The 18458-nt window shown below is 39.8% G+C and carries 13 protein-coding genes and 1 pseudogene; 10 read left to right on the top strand and 4 right to left on the bottom strand.

All coding sequences use genetic code 11. From position 1 onward, the window contains the following. Nucleotides 1-138: 138 nt before the first annotated feature. The 9 genes and pseudogenes from MTN97_RS01790 (at nt 139) to MTN97_RS01750 (ending at nt 11559) form a co-directional block, all read left to right on the top strand. The gene (locus MTN97_RS01790; RefSeq protein WP_248473521.1) at nt 139-2157 is read left to right on the top strand and encodes an ATP-binding protein; all 2019 of its coding nucleotides are present in this window, start codon (nt 139-141) and stop codon (nt 2155-2157) included. A gap of 136 nt (nt 2158-2293) precedes the next feature. After that, on the top strand, nt 2294-3040 hold the full coding sequence (locus tag MTN97_RS01785) for an LEM-3-like GIY-YIG domain-containing protein (protein WP_248473520.1): 747 nt from the start codon (nt 2294-2296) through the stop codon (nt 3038-3040). Nucleotides 3041-3052: 12 nt separating this feature from the next. Next, nucleotides 3053-4027, top strand: coding sequence for a helix-turn-helix transcriptional regulator (locus tag MTN97_RS01780; protein WP_248473519.1), 975 nt, complete (start codon nt 3053-3055; stop codon nt 4025-4027). A 73-nt stretch (nt 4028-4100) separates the two neighbouring features. Next, nucleotides 4101-5198 carry a cell division protein FtsZ gene (locus tag MTN97_RS01775; protein WP_248473518.1) on the top strand — a complete coding sequence of 366 codons (1098 nt, stop codon included), beginning with the start codon at nt 4101-4103 and terminating at the stop codon, nt 5196-5198. Between the two features lie 368 nt (nt 5199-5566). Further along, on the top strand, nt 5567-5893 hold the full coding sequence (locus MTN97_RS01770) for a cyclic-phosphate processing receiver domain-containing protein (RefSeq protein ID WP_248473517.1): 327 nt from the start codon (nt 5567-5569) through the stop codon (nt 5891-5893). A 27-nt stretch (nt 5894-5920) separates the two neighbouring features. Beyond that, the gene (locus MTN97_RS01765; protein ID WP_036983748.1) at nt 5921-6637 is read left to right on the top strand and encodes a Sir2 family NAD-dependent protein deacetylase; all 717 of its coding nucleotides are present in this window, start codon (nt 5921-5923) and stop codon (nt 6635-6637) included. 155 nt (nt 6638-6792) lie between these two features. Further along, entirely contained in the window at nt 6793-7608 is an 816-nt protein-coding gene (locus MTN97_RS01760) for a TlpA disulfide reductase family protein (RefSeq protein WP_248473516.1), read from the top strand. Nucleotides 7609-7863: 255 nt separating this feature from the next. Further along, nucleotides 7864-10791, top strand: a complete 2928-nt coding sequence (locus tag MTN97_RS01755) for a TonB-dependent receptor (protein ID WP_248473515.1) — start codon at nt 7864-7866, stop codon at nt 10789-10791. Nucleotides 10792-10911: 120 nt separating this feature from the next. Beyond that, nucleotides 10912-11559 (top strand): annotated as a pseudogene (locus MTN97_RS01750) (response regulator). Nucleotides 11560-11585: 26 nt separating this feature from the next. On the opposite strand, the gene MTN97_RS01745 reads toward MTN97_RS01750, so the two are convergent. The 3 genes from MTN97_RS01745 to MTN97_RS01735 form a co-directional block, all read right to left on the bottom strand. Continuing rightward, entirely contained in the window at nt 11586-13673 is a 2088-nt protein-coding gene (locus MTN97_RS01745; RefSeq protein WP_248473514.1) for a bifunctional diguanylate cyclase/phosphodiesterase, read from the bottom strand. Between the two features lie 182 nt (nt 13674-13855). Then, nucleotides 13856-14536: an SDR family oxidoreductase gene (locus MTN97_RS01740; protein WP_248473513.1), complete on the bottom strand. Its 681-nt coding sequence runs from the start codon at nt 14534-14536 to the stop codon at nt 13856-13858. Between the two features lie 228 nt (nt 14537-14764). After that, nucleotides 14765-15763, bottom strand: coding sequence for a DUF4382 domain-containing protein (locus MTN97_RS01735; protein WP_248473512.1), 999 nt, complete (start codon nt 15761-15763; stop codon nt 14765-14767). A 346-nt stretch (nt 15764-16109) separates the two neighbouring features. Here MTN97_RS01735 and MTN97_RS01730 point away from each other — a divergent pair, with 346 nt between their 5' ends. Next, nucleotides 16110-16964 carry a mechanosensitive ion channel family protein gene (locus MTN97_RS01730; RefSeq protein WP_121638287.1) on the top strand — a complete coding sequence of 285 codons (855 nt, stop codon included), beginning with the start codon at nt 16110-16112 and terminating at the stop codon, nt 16962-16964. Nucleotides 16965-17050: 86 nt separating this feature from the next. Here MTN97_RS01730 and astB read toward each other — a convergent pair whose 3' ends face one another. Further along, nucleotides 17051-18397: an N-succinylarginine dihydrolase gene (gene astB / locus MTN97_RS01725; RefSeq protein ID WP_248473511.1), complete on the bottom strand. Its 1347-nt coding sequence runs from the start codon at nt 18395-18397 to the stop codon at nt 17051-17053. Nucleotides 18398-18458: the final 61 nt, after the last annotated feature.

Genomic DNA, 18458 nt, shown 5'->3' with positions numbered 1-18458 from the left:
AACCGAAAGAAAATAAAAAAATAAAAAGTTAACAATATCAATGTACTATGCGTTTATTTTAAGGCAGGTTTGTGGGTACGTTACTTTTTTCTGCTTAGTAATATAGCTACATCAGTTAATAACCACTAGGTACATAGCATGAACACAACCCCTCAATTAAAACGAATTGTTGCACACTTTGCCACTGAATTATTGGAAGAATTCGACACAGAAGAGCTTTGGCACGATAAGCTATTTAAAAAGGCTTTATGTAGCGTTTCTGGCTTTAACTATGCTAATTCACAAGGCTTAGATGTTGATGATTTGATCACGCGATTAGAGCATTTAGCAATCAACACAATGCCAAAAACGTTACAAAAAAATGTTCATATATTCTGTAAAGCCTTTGGACTACCAAAAACGGTCACTCCGTTAATTATTTTTTCGTGCTGTATGACGCTCAGTAAACCATTGCGCGAACTTGTTGAGTACTTACGCGACGATTACGCGAGCGTTATTTTAGAAAAAATAGCTTATGTTCTTGATATTGATGAGGCACTACTCAACAAGCAAATTGGGTTAATTATTGAATCTGGTATGTATTCAATGGATATGGAGATATTTGCTGGGGAAGATGAGTTTTTAATATTACCAAACGCAATTGCTAAAAGCCTTCTCGAGGGTAAGTTAAATAGTGAAAGTGATATCTTATCTAACTTGGTCACTCCTTGTGAAGCTTCTGAACTTAGCGCTGCTGATTTATCTCACTTAGATTTAAATACTTTACTGAAAGCTACGCAAAATGCGACTAAGACGGGTGGGCAAGCATTGAGTATTTTATTTTATGGTGTGCCAGGTTCGGGCAAAACTTCATTGGCGAAATATATAGCGCAAGCCTGTGGTTCACAGTTGCTTAAGGTACAAGCTAAAGGTAGTAACTTAATAAACCCAACAAACGAGCTCGATAGCCGAAGCGCAAGCTCTGAGCTACGTTTAGAGCACTTTAATGTGGTTAGTAAGTTGGTAGGCAAGCGTAAAAAAACAATGTTGTTACTTGATGAATGTGAAAACATTTTTGAGCGCGATTTATTTTCTAAAAGCTTCTCTAAAGAGCTACTTCATACCTACATTGAGAACCACCCTGTAGTGAGTATTTGGATCACTAATCATCTAGAAGACTTACCTCAGAGCGTTATTAGGCGATTTAATATTGTTTACGAAATTCCTGAGCTAAACAAAACGACTAAAGAAAAAATGATTGGCAAATATGTTAAAGGTTTGAGTGTTGGTAATAGTTTTATTAGCAAATTAGCTGCTCAACAAAACTTACTGCCAGCTCATATTGCTAAGGCTGTACATGTAGCGAGATTATGTGGATTTAAAGCACAAACCGCGCGTGAATGCATAGCAGAGAATATTCAAGATACTTTAACTGCATGCGGCTTTTCGGCTCACGAATTAACTTATCAAGCAGCGCAAAAGTTTAATCCTAAAATGGTGAATATAGAGTCTGAGTATGCATCACTCGAACAGGTTGAAGAGGCTGTAATTGAATATTCGAGTTCACGCACTCTGCTAACGGGCCCGCCAGGTACCGGTAAAACAGCCTTTGTAAATTATTTATGCGAAAAAGCTGATTTTAAACTTATTTCAGTTAAAGCATCTGACTTATTAAGCAAGTGGGTTGGCGAAAGTGAGCAAAACATTGCTCAACTATTCAAACAAGCTACACAAGAAAGAAGTGCAATATTTATTGATGAGGCAGATAGCTTGCTATGTAGCCGTGAACAAGCGAAGGCTCATTGGGAAGTGCAAACAGTTAATGAATTACTATGTCATATGGAGCAATTTCAACTCCCACTTTTTGCTGCGACTAACTTTGCTAAAAATTTAGATAAAGCGGTAATGAGGCGATTTGATTTTAATTTAAGTTTGACCTATTTAACTCCGCTACAGGCTAAGCAATTATTTAAAGATACATTAGGCCCAGGAGTGTTAAATAAGCACTTAATGCATGAGTTATTCCAGCTTACAAAGCTCACACCTGGTGACTTCGCGATTGTAAAAAGGCAAATGAAGTTTTCAAAAAAGCGAATGACTCAAGAACGAATGTTATCGGTTTTACAAGAGCAAAACGATCTTAAAGGAGGCGGTAAACAAAAAATTGGGTTTGTTTGAGGTCTAACACAATAAAGTACTGACTTATTAAAGTTTTGTAGTCATATCATATACGCTAGGTTACATATGTTACTTAGAGATAATGCTCGGCTATTATCTACCAAGTATATGATTATCATAAAGAATGGATTTAAACATGAAATTTTCAAAATTAGTAAAAGAGCAACTCGGTTGTTATGTATATGGGTTAATTGACCCAAGTAATGATAAGATTTTTTATGTAGGAAAGGCGTCTCACAATAACAGAGCTTTTGATCATCTAAAAGAAATAGGTAAAGAGTCTGATAAAGCAAGAAAAATAGCAGAAATTAGAGCTGTTAATGAAGAGCCCAGAGTTGAAATATTAAGATATGGATTAGATGAACAAACAGCTTTTGAAGTTGAGGCAGCTATCGTTGATGCATTGGGTTTAGAGAATCTGACAAATGTGGTCAGAGGGCATGGGGTAGTTAAAGGGCGCCTAACAATTGAAGAGCTTGAAAGATTACATTCGGTGAAGCCAGTTCTAGTTGATGATATTAAAGAAAAGTGTATTTTATTTTATATAAATCAAACATATTCACCCACATTGTCCGAACCTGAGATGTATGATATGACTCGACAGTTTTGGCATGGTGTATCAGTGGAAACTAGAGAAAAAAATGAGTACAACATAGCATTAGCAGTAGTCGATGGGGTTGTAATCCAAGTTTATAAAATTGAGGCTTGGTTTGAAGCTGGCTCTACTCTTTCTACTAGAGCGAATAAAGGGAAGCCAAATAGATGGGAGTTTGTAGGCCAAGCTCAGGATGAGCATCATCTTCGCGGACGGTTGTTAGTTGACAGTGATGGTTATCCGATACCGTCAATGCAGCAAGGTTATAGTTATTTACCAAGAAAGTAGTTAAATAATTTAATGAACTCACACCGCCATTTATCAATTTTAGAGCTTGTGCCAATAGCACCAAGCTCTATCTCGACCCAACAGTTGCAGCAAAAATTGCTTGAACGTGACTTTGATATTTCAATTCGTATGCTGCAACGCGATCTACAATCACTTTACGAGCAAGGTTGCTTTGGGCTTGAAAAAGATAGCCGCAGTAAGCCCTATGGCTGGTCTATCAATGCGCAGTGGCGAAGTAGCAACTCAAGAGTAATGAGTACCGAAGTGGCTGAGCATTATTTATTACTAGAGCAGTTACTACCACAATCTATACCGAGCGATGTTAAACGCTCGGTACATATTAAAGCAGAACAAGCGCTTAAACGTGTTAATGGGCATGTGCCTGACTGGCTTGCAACCCTGCCTAAACCGTCGTTAAAAGTGAATATTGATAGCAAATTAGTTGCGCAAATTGAGCATGCGATTAAGCATAAGCGTGCTGTGAGCGCTGAGCTTTATAGAGTGCTGTACGATGAGGCACATTGGTTAAAGTTTGCTGAATTAAGCTTTTATAACTTAGTTGAGCAAGGTGGCGTGTTGATGGCGCAGTTTATGGTGGGGTCGCTTCACGATAAGTGTTACCAGATGCCGGTTTATCGCATTCGCAATGTTCATATCCTGCAAAAAACACGACGTGAGCCAAGTGCTGAGCAGTTAAAGTCGTTACGCAGTGCGATTAATAAAGGTATGAAGCAAGAAGCGATTGAGTTAATTGTAAAAGTACCCAGCCACTCGGCGGTTAATCAAGGGTTTATTGAGCTTGGTGAGCTGACTGACAAGCAACATATTGATGAAAAAAATGTATTACTTACCTATCAAACTATTGATACCGAGCAATTAACCGATGAGCTATTTAAATGTGCTCATTGGCTGGAAGTTATTAAACCTGAGCGCATTAGAAAAAGAATTACCACAAAGCTTAAAGCGGCTGCTAGTAACTATCAATAACGCTAATTAATTTGAGTGCGTCAATTTTTGACGCACCTATTTGTTATGCTCCTTTAAAAGTTAAGGAGGTATTATGTTTCAATTAATTCAGCAAAATGATGGTTTATCGATTGGTGTATTTGGCATTGGTGGGTGTGGCTGTAATACGCTTAACAGTATTTTTGAACAACGCGAGTCTGAGCAGGCGCACTTGTACAGCGTTAATACCGACAAAGTAGTGCTTGAGCATACACAGAGTGATGAAGCAGTACTGATAGGTGCAGAGCTCACTCATGGGTATGGTGCAGGAGCCGACCCTAAAGTTGGGCTGCAAGCGGCGGAAGAGAGTAAAGAGCAGCTTTTAACGCTTATTAATGGCTGCGATATAATTCTGTGTGCAACAGGGTTGGGTGGCGGTACTGGGACTGGCGCTAGCCCGTATATTGCAGAGCTTGCTAGTGAGCAAGGTAAGCCCATTATATTTGTTGCTACACTGCCATTTAGTAGTGAAGGACAGTTTAGAAATAATATAGCGCAAGCAGGTTTAAATGAGCTTAAAGAGCATGCTAATGCGGTTATTACGCTCCCTAACGATCAACTTATTGAAGTGCTTGGTAACGATATAGGATTATTTGATGCGTTTAAACACTCAAACCAAATACTCCACTCACTGATAAAATCACTCATCGATATGCTTTGTTTTCAAGGGCTTATAAATGTTGATTTAAATGACTTTGCTAAAATTATGGATTGCCAGGGTGATGCAGTCCTAGGTGTTGGTAAATGTGATGAAGAAAGCGAGCTTACGACTGCATTGGATAGTGCACTCAATAACCCGTTAGTTAATCAGGTAGATATGTCATCAAGTACGGGTGTAATAATACAAGTAAATTGCAAAGATGAAATTTCACTCGGTAGTTATAACCTCATTACCGATACAGTGCGCCAGCGGGTCAGCCCAAACGCGTTAGTTATTTGTGGTGTTTCTAAAATTGAAAATTTAGCAATGAATTATGAACTGTTGATCATCGCAACCGGTGCAAGCGCTAAGATGATTGTTGAACCTTTCGATAATGCGCCTAGTAGCGAAACCGAACAATCGCCAGCTGCAAGAGCTAAACCTCAAGCTTCTGATATTTTTGACATACCAGCGTTTATACGTAATCAAGCACCAGCTCCTTGTGGAAAATAACTATGTTAGGGCCTGTTGACCTTTCAGGATTAAAATTTGTTCAATCTAGGGGCCATTTAATCGCGGCGCGAGGTTTGTAACCTAGTGGGCTAAGTAAAAACCGAGCAAAGCTTCCGCGTCCTGCTCACGCCCCTTACCTACATCCATGTAGGCAACAAAGAGTAAATGACCCCTAGGCAGAAACCCTTCGGGCAGCGCCTGTTTGGCATTTATGCTACGTTATCGCCTATTTATGGGGAACAACCACACTACATAGGCTCTGTCTTGCCTAATTACCAAACAGACTGCTGCAAATTCAACCTCGAAAGATAAACAGGCCCTAGTTACTGCTTTGAGGGTCTGAATACATTTTTCAGTGAGATAACCCTATGAATGTATATTTAGATGATGAAAGAGAAACACCAACCGGTTGGTTCAGAGCCTATTGGCCTAGTGAAGTGATTAAACTTTTGAAGACTGGTAAAGTAAAGCTGCTTAGCCTTGACCATGATTTAGGGAATGATAATAAAGGCACTGGCTATGACGTTTTACTTTGGATTGAGCAGGCAGTGTTTATTGATGGCTTTGTACCGCCAAAAATAGCCGTTCATTCAGCCAATAGCTCAGCACGAATTAAAATGGAACGCGCAATTACACAAATTAATTTACTGGCTAAAAATCAAAAGGGTTCTAAACGCTGTGATGGCGAGTGGTGAGCTTTGCAAGTAAACAGGAATATTTTTATGAATACGTTATACATTACAGGAGCTGGTGTGAGTGCTGCTAGTGGTATTCCAACTTTTCGTGGTGAGGATGGCTTTTGGACCATTGGCAGTAAAAATTATACACCCATGCAAATGGCAACCCGTGCCATGTATAAAAATAATCCGCGAGAATTTTTAGCTTGGTATTATCATCGCTTTGCTACCTATCGTAATCATGGCCCTAACGAGGTGCATCATTGGCTTAGCGACAAAAACCTAATTACCCAAAATATTGACGGGCTAGACGGCAAATCCGGTAATAAAAATTATATTGCTATTCATGGGCGGCTTGATCAAATGACCTTATTTCATAAAAATGGTCTGGTAAAACCGCAAACAGCACCTTGGGATAAGGTCGATGAAAATCGTTTAAATGACTCATTACTTGAGCTGTTTAACATTGAAAATAATAATCCTAAGGTCAATCGCTCGTTTAAACCCTATGTGCTGCTATTTGATGAATATTACACGGAACTTTACCGTATTACTGAAGCACAACAGCGAATGATTGATGCCGATAAAATGGTGTTTATGGGTACTTCGTTTAGCGTGAACATTACTCAAATGGCGCTGGATATTGCGCGTAATTATGCTATTCCAATTGAAATTGTTGACCCTGATCCAGTTCACGTTATGCATACAAACGTAAGCTATAAAAAAATGACTGCATTGGAGTACATACAGCAACAAGGTTAATTAGGTAAATAGGTTATGTATTGCTGCTGGTATACATAACCTATTATGCGTTATTAATAATCAGTACAACTTACATTATGTTATTGTTGGTATTTAATTCACGCTGGTACTCGTTATTTTAGGTACTTAAATACATTATTAAGAAGACGGTAGCAATGTTAAGTATTTCTCTTGGACCTTTGGTTATTTCCATTTCTCAGTTAATTATTTTTTTAGGGTTAGGCATTTTTTGGGGGCTCACCTATTTATTAACGCGCCAACATCCATTACAAAAAGCGATTTTAGATACGGTTTTTAAAGCAATTGTGGTGGGCTTTTTAGTCTCGCGTTTAGCGTTTGTGTTTACTATGTGGGATGCTTATCAAGGTAATTGGTGGCAGTTTTTTAATATTAGCGACGGTGGTTTTATTGGTTATTATGGTTGGCTCAGCGGCATAGTGGTTTTAGCGTTTTATGCCCGTGGTAAAAAAGCGGTAATGAAACACTACGCTATTGCTGGGTTTGTTGGTTTTTGTTCAATGATTATTCCTAACTTTGCGCTGTCTATTTACCAAACGGGTGTGCAATTACCGCAGTCGGTTGTGCATAATATGCAAGGGCAGCAGGTTAACTTACAAAATTTTAAAGGTAAGCCGGTGGTGATTAACTTTTGGGCGTCGTGGTGTCCGCCGTGTCGAAAAGAAATGCCGGTGCTACAAGCGGCTCAAAAAAATAATCCAAATATTACGGTGGCATTTGTAAACCAAGGTGAAGACTTACACACGGTAAAAGCGTTCCTTGATGAACAGCAACTCGACCTAAATCATGTGTTTTTTGATCAAAGTAGTAATGTGAGTCGCGGATCAGGTGCTGCGGGCTTACCAACTACTTTGTTTTATAATAGCCAAGGTGAGTTAGTTACCAGTCATATGGGAGAGCTTTCTCATGCGAGTTTAGGCTATTATATTCAAGCTATTAGTGATAATAAATAACGGTGTATTGCTGTTTAATCGCGTCATTCCTTTTTATGCCATTTTAAAAAGCAGCTAAATAGCAATTTTGCTGCTTAACTTCCTACCTTTATTTGAGTTGACTATTTTTTGACAAGGTATTCAGTTACTTATCAGTTTGCATTAACAAGCTATTAAGCTTGGTTATGTAAAATACAGCTACTTTTTTCGTACCATCTTTAACTAGTACGATCATCTTTAAGTATTAACTGTATTTTAAATGGAACTGTTAAAACTATGACCGCTCATCGGATAACCCACGCTGTACATCACTCTCTTCCACTTTTTATTAAATCAACGCTGTGCATCTCTATTTTATCTGTGATTAATCATGCATATGCTGATGAAGCAGAAGATAAAACATTAAAAAGCAAAGATATGGAAGTCATTGAGGTGCGTGGTATTCGTTCCAGTATGGCGGCTAATTTAGATATAAAGCGTTTATCGAGCTCTGTGGTTGATGCCATAACAGCAGAAGATATTGGTAAGTTTCCTGATAAAAATGTCGCAGATTCATTACAACGCGTACCAGGGGTAGTGATTGACCGTGACGGAGGCGAGGGCTCATCGGTAAGTATTAGGGGGTTATCATCTGAGCTAACCTTTTCTCAGCTAAATGGTAATTTTATTGCGTCATCACCAGGTGAGCCATCTCGTTCGTTTGATTATGCATTACTGCCCTCAGCCATGATTGAAAGCGTGGAAGTGTATAAATCACCAGAGGCACGTTTAGATGAAGGTGGCGTGGGCGGCACGGTATTAATGCATAGTCGTAAGCCGCTAAGTATGGATGCAAACTCAGGGGTGATTAATATTGAAAGCACTTATGCCGATGTGACTGAAGAGTCTGAGCCCCAAGTAACCGCACTTTATTCTTGGAAGAACGATGCTGATACTTTTGGTGTGTTGTTTGGTTACACCTCACAAAAACGCACTAACCGAACTCTCTCAGGAGGCACAGATGCAAACGTATGGCGCTTTGTCGGTGATAACCCGATAGATACCAATGGCGAGCTGGTTGATAATAATAATCAGTGGGGCTCAATAAGTGATGCTCAGGGTAATAGTTATGACGATGTTTGGTTTCCTCAAGTGGTTCGTGGCTCAATTGTAAACGAATTACGTGAGCGAGAAGGAGTGCAATTTAGCACGCAGTGGCGCCCAACCAGCCGTGTTGAAATTGGCTTTAACTATTTTGGATTTTCACTTGATAAAAATAGAACTGAGTCGGTGATTGATATACCTGAATGGTCTTTAAATCCTGACTTTTTAACCGATGTAAGTTTGGATGAGTCGGGCACTATTATCAATGGGATGCAATTTGATGCAGCTGCGAGTGGCGCAGAGAATGATATGCAACTGCCGTGGATGCGAGGCCGTTATGTGCGTGAAGAGTCGACCTCAGACACCTTTGATTTTAATTTAACCTATGAAGGCGATTATTTTAAAGCCCGTTTTGTGGCGGGCAATACGCGCTCTGAAGGCGGGCCAAAGGAGAGTTGGGAAGCGGCGTATAAAAGTTCAAACGCCGGTGAAAATGAAAGCCGTATAGAAAATGCATCGCAAACAGCGGGTTGGCAAATTAATGAAAACGATATTAGTTTAAATATAGACCCTAATACGCTAGCTAACTTACTAAGTGGTGTGGGCGGTGGGCGTGATCCAGGCTCGTCAAATTCAAGCTTTGTGCGCAGTGAACTCGAAGAAGATTACTATCAAGCTGACTTTGATATTTATACCGATTGGGGTATTTTAAGAACAATTAAAACAGGGGTTAAGTACCGAGAAGCTACGCTGCATCGCGAAACCGGTAATACCTTCTTTTTAGATCCTAATTTTGATATTGCTGCAGCAGAAGCTAGCGAGGGGGGGATCACACGTTTTGATAGTTATCAGTGGAACAACGGTATGCCACTAGCACAAGACGTGTTTATTAACGAAGGTAACATTGCGGGTGGTTTTAATATAAACCAAATGCCCGGGATTGATTGGCAAAAATACCGCGATATTGTGACTAGTCATTATGTGCCGTATACACGCAAAGAAGATAACTTTATTTATGATATTGAAGAGCAAATAGCGGCGTTTTATCTGCAAGGTGACTTTGAGTTTAATAGCGTGCGAGGTAATTTAGGGGTGCGGGTGGTGCGCACTAAAACCATGACATCATCAACCGACCTATATACTTATTTATTAGATCATACCAATGATGACAGCGGCGAGCCGGTAACCGGAGATGATCGATTTGTTGAAGACTATCAACTTATTACTCAAGAGAGTACCGATACTCAAATTCTTCCTAGCTTTAATATTGCATGGGATATAAGTGATGATGTAGTGGTACGAGGCGCGGTTGCTAAAGTGATGTCACGACCTGATTATGCCGATTTAGGCGCACAACAACGCATTACGTTTGTCTCAGATGAGTGGGCAGACGATAGAGCTGAGTTTAATGAAATCCCGGGTTTTAGTGGCAGTGGCGGTAATAAAAACTTAAAGCCATTTGAGTCGGTGCAAGCTGATTTATCTATTGAATATTATTACAGCGAAGGCTCTGCCATTGGTTTAGCACTGTTTCATAAAACTGTTGATAATTTTGTTGTTCCCTTAGTTATTGACGTACAACAAGATTTTGCTGGTAAAGAGGGCATAGTTGAGGCAGGAAATATTACTGTATCGCCATATAGCACAGTAGGTAACGGCACTGATGCCGTATCTAAAGGGGCGGAAGTATTTATACAGCATGCCTTTGATAGTGGTTTTGGTTTTTATGCAAACTACACTTATAACAAAACCAATAAAGCCGATGTAAGTGTAAATGGTGAAGAATTTGGCCAATCACCATTAATAGGCAGTGCTAAGTATCAATACAATACCTCGATATATTATGAGGGAGATGCCTTTAATGTTCGTGCTTCTTATAATAAACGCGGTGAAACCGTGTTGGGTTTAAACAGCGGCTTAAATGTATACCAAGACCCATACGAGCAAGTTGATGTAAATGCTTCGATTAATTTATTAGAGGATTTGAGTTTGACCGCTGCAGTTATTAATTTAACTAAATCTGAGTCGGTAAAGCGCCTAGGCAATGATACAGAGTCTCGGTTATTAAACTCAAGCTATTCGGGAAGACGTTATTATGCGGGCATAAACTACCGTTTTTAAGCTGAGTGTGTTGAGTTTGGGTAAACAAGCTGCTTTGTTGCTGTTTTAGCTTTTTCTTGTAAGTTATTACTTTATAATGAGCGTTATAAAAATTATAGAATTAATAATAACAGGATTGAAATGAGTGATTTAACGGCAATAGCCAACTTATCTATTTTATTAGTTGAGCCTTCTGAAGTTCAGTAAAAGCTAATAAAAAAATCACTGGCTCAGTGCGGTGTTACACAAATTGAAACGGCCAGCACTCAAGAAAACGCGCTGGCTGCTTTATCAAATTATCACCCTGATTTAGTCATTAGCAGCCTGTATTTAAGTGATGGCACAGCTGATTCTTTATTACAGGCAATACGCAGTAATAGTAATACCGAGCAACAAGTGGAACTAGAGCACTTTGATGTGACGCTTCTTAGAGTGCTTGTGGTTGATGACAGCCGTTTTGCGCGAAAACATATAATACGTGTCTTGGCGGGGATGGGAATTCTAGCACCGGTAGAGGCCGAAGACGCTAAACAAGCGATTGAAATGTTAAACAGCCAATCATTTGATTTAATTGTTACAGACTACAATATGCCAGAAATGGATGGTAAAAAATTAGCTGAAACGGTAAGGCAATCGAATGCGTACTCGCCTATTCCAATTCTGATGGTGAGCTTAGAAGCTAACGATACCCATTTAGCTAATATTGCTCAAGCGGGTGTGGATACAATATGTGACAAACCGTTTGAGCCTGCTACGGTGCGCGATTTACTCTTTAAAATCATGAGCTAAAACATAACTATAAAAGCACTTTTTAACTAAAGTGCTTTTAAGTAACGCAATGAAAAATTGAGCAGCTTGGCGGCCGGCAAGGGCTTACTTAAATAAAATCCCTGAGCAATATCGCAGTTTAGCTCGTTGAGTAAATCTAGCTGCTCTTTGGTTTCTACCCCTTCAGCTACTACTTTTATTTCTAGGCTGTGTGACATAGCTATGGCCGCTTTCACTAAATTACAGTCTGCCTTGTTATCTGTTATACCAGTAATAAAGCTGCGGTCAATTTTTAGCACATCAAAAGGGTATTCTCGTAAGTAACTTAATGATGAATACCCTGTGCCAAAGTCGTCCATTGACAGCTTTATGCCCAGCTCATCAATTTGCAATAAGGCATCATGAATTGACGCTTGGCTATTCATCAGCACCCCTTCGGTAATTTCCAGCTCTAAACATTCATTATTAATACTATTTTTATGCAGAGTGTGTTTAATTATATTGACCAGTTCCGGGTCTCTGAATTGGCGCGGTGATAAATTAATCGCCATGGTATAGTTTTGCTTGTTAATTGATTGCCATTCATTTAAAAAGCGTAAGGCTTGTTGAAGAACAAATACACCAATAGGCGCAATTAAGCCGGTTTGCTCTGCAATTGGGATAAACTCATCTGGGGTGATTTCCCCTAACACTATATTATGCCAACGAAGCAAAGCTTCAGCGCCAACGATAGTGTTTGTTTTTACATCTATTTGTGGTTGGTAATAAAGCTCAAATTCATTACGCTCTAGTGCACCATGCATTTGCTCTTCTATTTCAAAGCGGCGGCGCATGGCGACGTTCATTTGTGGGGTGAAAAAAGAGAACGTGTTTCGCCCCATGGTTTTTGCTTGGTACATAGCGGTGTCGGCATTTCGTAACAACACCGAGGCGCAGGTGCCATCCTTAGGGGAAATAGCAATACCAATACTTAATGTCAGTATTAAGTCTCTGCCTACAAGTTTAAATGGTTTCTTAAATGCTTGAAGTAACCGCTCAGCAATCGCTAAAGCATCGCTTTCATCATTTAAATTGGATATTAAAACAATAAACTCATCGCCGCCCAATCGGCCTATTGTGTCATTTTTTTTAAGTGTTTGCTGTAATCTTGCTGCTGCCGCAATTAATAATTTATCCCCCACTTCATGGCCTAAAGAGTCATTTACTTTTTTAAAGTCATCAAGATCTAAAAAGAACACGGCGGCTTTTTCGTGGCTCTTTTGTGCTTCCAGTAATATTTGTGATAAGCGGTCTAGAGATAAAAAGCGATTAGGCAAATCGGTTAAACTATCAAAGTGGGCCTGATGGCGAATTAGTTCAGCGGAGCGGTGTAGTTCGCTAATATCACGAATAATCACCATAATTTGGTTTGTTTTGGGCAATAAACGCAATCTCGCTTCGTAATAAATTACGCCTTCAGGCATGCTTAATTCGTATTCAAAACTGACCATACTGTCTTGTGCTATCGTTTTTTCTATATGAACCTGAAACTTTTGCGCTATTTTTTCAGGTAATACATCCACCATTTTTTTACCAATAAACTGGTTAGGTGAAATATATAAATCGTTTTCATTGTTTGCATGGTAGTCAGTAATAGTGCCATTTTGCTCTAGTACAAAAAATAAATCAGGAATTGCCTCAAATAAAGTTTTGAGCATGGTGGCATTAAATACGGCTTCTGCTTGTGCTTTGTGAACCTCAGACAGATCAATATCAATACAGTACATTTGTTTGGTATTGTACTGATTGGTAAACATAACATGGCTTGAAAATACGGCTACATCATTGCCATTTTTATGTCTGAGTATGAGTTCTGATGCGGGAATTTCAATATCATACTTAATCCAATTACTATGCGCTTTAATAACGGGCTCTCGCATTGGTGCGGGTATAATTAAATTTTCGAGTTTTTTGCCAATGGCTTCTTGGTGTGTATACCCATAAAGCAATTCACTGCCTTTGTTCCAATAAATAACACGTCTTTGCTCATCGTAACCTTGTACTGAGATAGAATCGACAGCATCAAAAAGCTGGTGCAATGGGTCATTTGTAACATATTGATGAGTCGGTATATTATTAGTTTTATTGGGAGCCATTAAATGGGTTCCAGTTATTAAATTACTTTATTTATATAATAGACATAAAATTGTGATTTAGCATGGTAAGCGGCGTTTCAATAAGTGATTTTTTATTGATTGAATAGATAGTGATTTGAATAAAACACAGGTAAGCACTTTTATAGTAAAGGCCAATAAACATTGGCCTTTACATTTTATTATTAGTTGGTGGGCATTAAATAGATTTCGCGTACGCTATTACGCTGATTAGCTTCAATGGCAAACAAAACGGCATCGGCCACGTCTTGAGGGTCGAGCTTATCTGGTTTTGCTTCATCAAAAAATGGTGTATTCACCATGCCTGGGGCTATGGTTGTACATCGGCCATGCCAAGGTTTCATTTCTTCTGCAAGGTTTTGACCAAAGCCATGGGCAAACCATTTAGTCGCACCATAAATAGAGCCGTCAATGGGTCTTCGCCCTGCTGCAGAGCTGGTTAAAATAAAATGTCCTTGGTTTTCACGTAAATGAGGCAAAGTGAGTTTAGCAGTCCAAAGCAATGCTTTAATATTAAGGTCAACCATGGCTGACCACTCATTGGGGTCGCCATTCTCTGTACCAGGTGATGATACACCCATGCCTGCGTTAGCGAATGCTACGTCTAATCGGCCAAATTTTTCAACGCCTTTACTCACTACATTCTCAAGTTCATTAAATTTAGTGGCATCGGCTGAAACGCTAAATGCATTTTCATGGCCTAACTCGTCAACTAGTTTATTGAGTTTATCTTCGCTGCGCGCGGTTAAGATCACTTTGTGGCCATTATTAACTAATGTTTTTGCACTCGCTTCACCTATGCCACTAGAGGCACCTGTAATTAGAACTACTTTTTGTTTCGCCATGATTATTTCTCCTATGTTTACATATTCAAAATGATAAGAACGGTTTAACTAATACGTGCTATTAACTGTACCAGTTCTGGGTTAACGGGGCTTGAATGCAGGTCACTTTACGAATGAATTATTTGGATGATGTTAGGTGAGTGGCTTTAATGGGTTTTTGCAAAGGTGGAGAGTTCGTTTTTGTTATACTTTTTATAAAAAAAGCGCACCTTAAAGTGCGCTATACGTTTATTGTGTTATGTCAAAGCTAACTGAAAGGTCCTCAGTTTGCGGTACACTAATTTGCTTAAGTTGATAAACAGTGAAATCAGTATCTTCTAGCTCTGCATCGTCTATATGTGCGGTGCACGTATAGCCAAGTTGGTAGTCTCCCGGTGTAATGAAAGCAAGCTCAAACTCATATTGGTTATCGTCTTGGTCAAATACAACATTTGCGGTCGCAAGTGGGGCATCTTCTGGGGTTTGCTCATCTATTTCGTATATATCTTTAGGTATTTGAGCATCTGATGAATATAAATATACGGCGTGTCCAAACGTTGAATCTGCAGCAGCAGTGGCGATATTGTCTGTTTCACAGTTATTAATAAGCGCTTGGCTTACTGTGCCTTCAATTTCTTGTGACTCAGAAAGATTTTGTAATCGTACGCCTCTAGGTTTTAAAAAGATCGCCTCATTATTTTGGGGATCGACCAGCGATTTTTTTAGGTCAAATTCTAAAACAAAGTCGTTATCAGTTTGGTTAAGTGTAAAGCCATCGAGTTGTATTTCGCCTACACCATCATTCCCTTTTCTTTTTACCACGAGCGGAGCAATGCTGTCGTCTTCGTATACTACGTGAGATGTAAAACTAAGGTTATTAGTATCGCCATTTATAACCTGAGCGCGGATCCACGAGTATTCGCCTGCTGGCACTTCTTGATCGTCAAGCAGCTCAAAAACATCATCCCCGGTGTAATCGAGCAAATTAACCATTTGTGGTTGAGATGCGTCAGTTTCACTTCGGGTTTCAAAACTAAATTCTTCATCGCCTTGTGTTTTAATAGTGATTGAATCAAACACGACGTTAACCGCTTTTAAACCACTAACCGGCGCATCTGACACACCAAGGCTAAAGGTTGACTTGTCGCTAGATTGTGGCGGTGTTGTGTCATTGTCATCACTTGAAGAGCCACACCCGGCTAATGCAAAAAGAACGGCGCTGCTGACTAATGTTGATTTAAAATTCATGATTTACTCCTTTAGTTTATAAAGCGGATTGTAGAAGGGCTAAGCTGAATTTAGATTGAACTGGTTTTTTGAATAGTTACTTGAAATTAATCTTTATTTTACTTTGCGCATTTTTGAACAAAAGTATGTACGCCATAGGTTAACTAGTTTGTGAGCACAAAGGTTTTAAGTGTGAAAATTTAAGCGAAAAAAAGAAAAACTTTGCCCAATTAATTTGCTGATTTAGGCACACCTTCCCCTTATTTTAATGCTATCGCTTTAAAATTTTTACTATATACTCCCGCCACTTCTTTTGAAGTGTATAGATTTAATTCTTGCTGATAATCAGCCCATAGTTGGAATATGTATGAAAGATAAACTTATTGTGTTTTGGCAAAGCCATTCAGAAACAATCATCACTTTAGGTTACAAAGTGGTATTAGCCTTGGCTATTTTAGTTGCGAGTGCGCTTATTGCGCGTTCAGTAAAAAAAGCGATTAAAAATTCTAAGTCGCCATTAAAAAAAGTAGACGAAACGCTACTGCCGCTTTTATCGAGCATTGCGGGGTATTTAGTTTACATAATTGCTGGGCTGTTTATTTTAGATATTTTTGGCGTTAATACGGCAAGTTTAATAGCGCTAATGGGCGCGGCGGGTTTAGCGATTGGTTTGGCGCTTAAAAACACCTTAAGTAATATTGCCGCTGGCATTATGCTATTAATACTTAGGCCATTTAAAATAGGCGATTTTGTAGATGCGAGCGGTACGCTTGGCACAGTAAACGAAATAAACTTATTTACGACCATTTTTAAAACCACCGACGGCCTTTATATCGCATCGCCTAACGGTAAAGTGTGGGGCGGCAACATTAAAAACTTTACCCGCAACGGTAAAAGGCGCATGGATATAGTGGTGGGAATTTCGTACGCCGACTCTATTGATGTTGGCTTAAATGTACTTAAAGAAGTTGCCGAATCAGAAAGCCGATTACTCGCAGATCCAGCGCCTAAAGTAATGGTTACTTCAATAGGCGAAAGCGCAGTAAATATTCAATTACGTGCATGGGCTGTAAATGGCGATTACTGGCAAACCGTGTGGGATTTAAATAAACGCGTTAAAGAAGCCATAGAAGGCGCGGGGCTGAGTATTCCGTTTCCGCAGCGAACACTACATATATCTGAGTCGATGGCATCGGCAGTAACGGTTAATAACGGTAAATAAAACCTTTAAACACTATTAGCATAAGCACAAATAAAAATAGCGAGCCTTGGCTCGCTATTTTTGTATTAGCTTTTTGCTGACGAGTATTAACCTTCTAATTGAAAGTCGTACACCGAGCCTAAGTTAAGCAGTTGGGTTAGTTCATCCAGTGCTTGGTAGCTTTCGGTAAGTAGGGCTGAATCGGCAAAGTCGCTTGCACCTAGCTTATCCCGGTAGTTACGCTTTGCCCAGTCACAAAGCTGAGTGTATTTAGTATCGGTTAAAATAACCTCTGGGTTTACCGCAGCAAGTTCTTGCTCGTTAAGAGCTACACGTAAACGTAAGCAGGCAGGGCCGCCGCCATTTTGCATACTTTGGCGCAGGTCAAAAAACTGCACTTGGTTTACTGGGTTATCCGCTAAAATCATTTCTTCAATGTAGGCGTTTACTGCGCTATTACGTTGGCACTCTTGTGGCGCTACTAATAGCATTGAGCCATCATCTAGGCTTACTAATTGGCTATTAAACAAGTAACTGCTTACTGCATCGCTAATGCTTACCTTATCAGTAGGTACTTCAATTATGTATAGCTGTTTGCTGCCGGTGTAGGCATCGCGAATTTCTTGCAGGGCATCGTGTTGGTTTAAAAATGCTTGCTGGTGGCAAAGCAATACGTTTGCGTTACCTACTGCAATTACATCGTTATGAAACACGCCTTGGTCTATTACATCTGGATTTTGCTGCAGTAAAATTTGGCTCGATTCTTTTAAATTATGTAATCGGCAAATGGCTTCTGAGGCTTCAAGTGTTTGCCTTGCAGGAAACTTAGCCGGTTTTGGTAATTGGCTGTTAAAGGCACTTGCACCAAATACAAACATTTCTAGGCCTTGCTCGCCGTGGCTGTCGCAAAGTCGGGTGTGGTTAGCGGCCCCTTCGTCGCCAAAAAAGCCCTGATCGGGTAAATGTGTATGGTGTGCAAAGTAGCTATCGTTATTAAACATGGCTTTTAGTAAGCGGGTAGTGGTAGCTGGCTCTAGCGAGCGATGGAACTTATTGTTTAAATTAGCTGAAGTAAAATGCACTTTGCCATCGAGGGTATCTGGCGAAGGTGACACAGTGGCGGCATTGGCGGTCCACATTGCAGAGGCCGAATAACACGCGCGCAATAAAATAGGGTCGGCTTTAAATGCTTTTTGAATAACTTGCGAGTCGTTGCCAGTAAAACCTAGGCGACGTAGTACGTTTAAATCGGGGCGTGCGTGGGGTGCAAACACACCTTGTGTTAAGCCTTTGTCGTGCATGGCTTTCATTTTTTCAAGGCCCTGTAACACAGCTTCTTGTGGGTTTGAAATACTCGCCGCATTGTTTAACGAGGCAACATTACCATACGATAAACCCGCATAGTTGTGAGTAGGGCCAACTAAGCCATCAAAACTTACTTCTAAGGCGTGCATACACGTTCCAATTATATTGTTTTTAGTTACTTAACAATACAACGCAATGGCTGTGCTTGCA

This window comes from Pseudoalteromonas sp. 2CM36K (assembly GCF_023161865.1).
Taxonomy (GTDB): domain Bacteria; phylum Pseudomonadota; class Gammaproteobacteria; order Enterobacterales; family Alteromonadaceae; genus Pseudoalteromonas; species Pseudoalteromonas tetraodonis.
The sequence above is the reverse complement of the archived record's forward strand: the minus strand, read 5'-3'. Positions and strand labels throughout refer to the sequence as shown.

What these genes read in the sequence shown, in the direction of transcription:
- astB (WP_248473511.1), bottom strand. Translation starts at nt 18,397, where the DNA reads ATGCACGCCTTAGAAGTAAGTTTTGATGGCTTAGTTGGCCCTACTCAC.
- MTN97_RS01740 (WP_248473513.1), bottom strand. Translation starts at nt 14,536, where the DNA reads ATGGCGAAACAAAAAGTAGTTCTAATTACAGGTGCCTCTAGTGGCATA.
- MTN97_RS01785 (WP_248473520.1), top strand. Translation starts at nt 2,294, where the DNA reads ATGAAATTTTCAAAATTAGTAAAAGAGCAACTCGGTTGTTATGTATAT.
- MTN97_RS01755 (WP_248473515.1), top strand. Translation starts at nt 7,864, where the DNA reads ATGACCGCTCATCGGATAACCCACGCTGTACATCACTCTCTTCCACTT.
- MTN97_RS01765 (WP_036983748.1), top strand. Translation starts at nt 5,921, where the DNA reads ATGAATACGTTATACATTACAGGAGCTGGTGTGAGTGCTGCTAGTGGT.
- MTN97_RS01790 (WP_248473521.1), top strand. Translation starts at nt 139, where the DNA reads ATGAACACAACCCCTCAATTAAAACGAATTGTTGCACACTTTGCCACT.
- MTN97_RS01735 (WP_248473512.1), bottom strand. Translation starts at nt 15,763, where the DNA reads ATGAATTTTAAATCAACATTAGTCAGCAGCGCCGTTCTTTTTGCATTA.
- MTN97_RS01760 (WP_248473516.1), top strand. Translation starts at nt 6,793, where the DNA reads ATGTTAAGTATTTCTCTTGGACCTTTGGTTATTTCCATTTCTCAGTTA.
- MTN97_RS01745 (WP_248473514.1), bottom strand. Translation starts at nt 13,673, where the DNA reads ATGGCTCCCAATAAAACTAATAATATACCGACTCATCAATATGTTACA.
- MTN97_RS01780 (WP_248473519.1), top strand. Translation starts at nt 3,053, where the DNA reads ATGAACTCACACCGCCATTTATCAATTTTAGAGCTTGTGCCAATAGCA.
- MTN97_RS01730 (WP_121638287.1), top strand. Translation starts at nt 16,110, where the DNA reads ATGAAAGATAAACTTATTGTGTTTTGGCAAAGCCATTCAGAAACAATC.
- MTN97_RS01775 (WP_248473518.1), top strand. Translation starts at nt 4,101, where the DNA reads ATGTTTCAATTAATTCAGCAAAATGATGGTTTATCGATTGGTGTATTT.
- MTN97_RS01770 (WP_248473517.1), top strand. Translation starts at nt 5,567, where the DNA reads ATGAATGTATATTTAGATGATGAAAGAGAAACACCAACCGGTTGGTTC.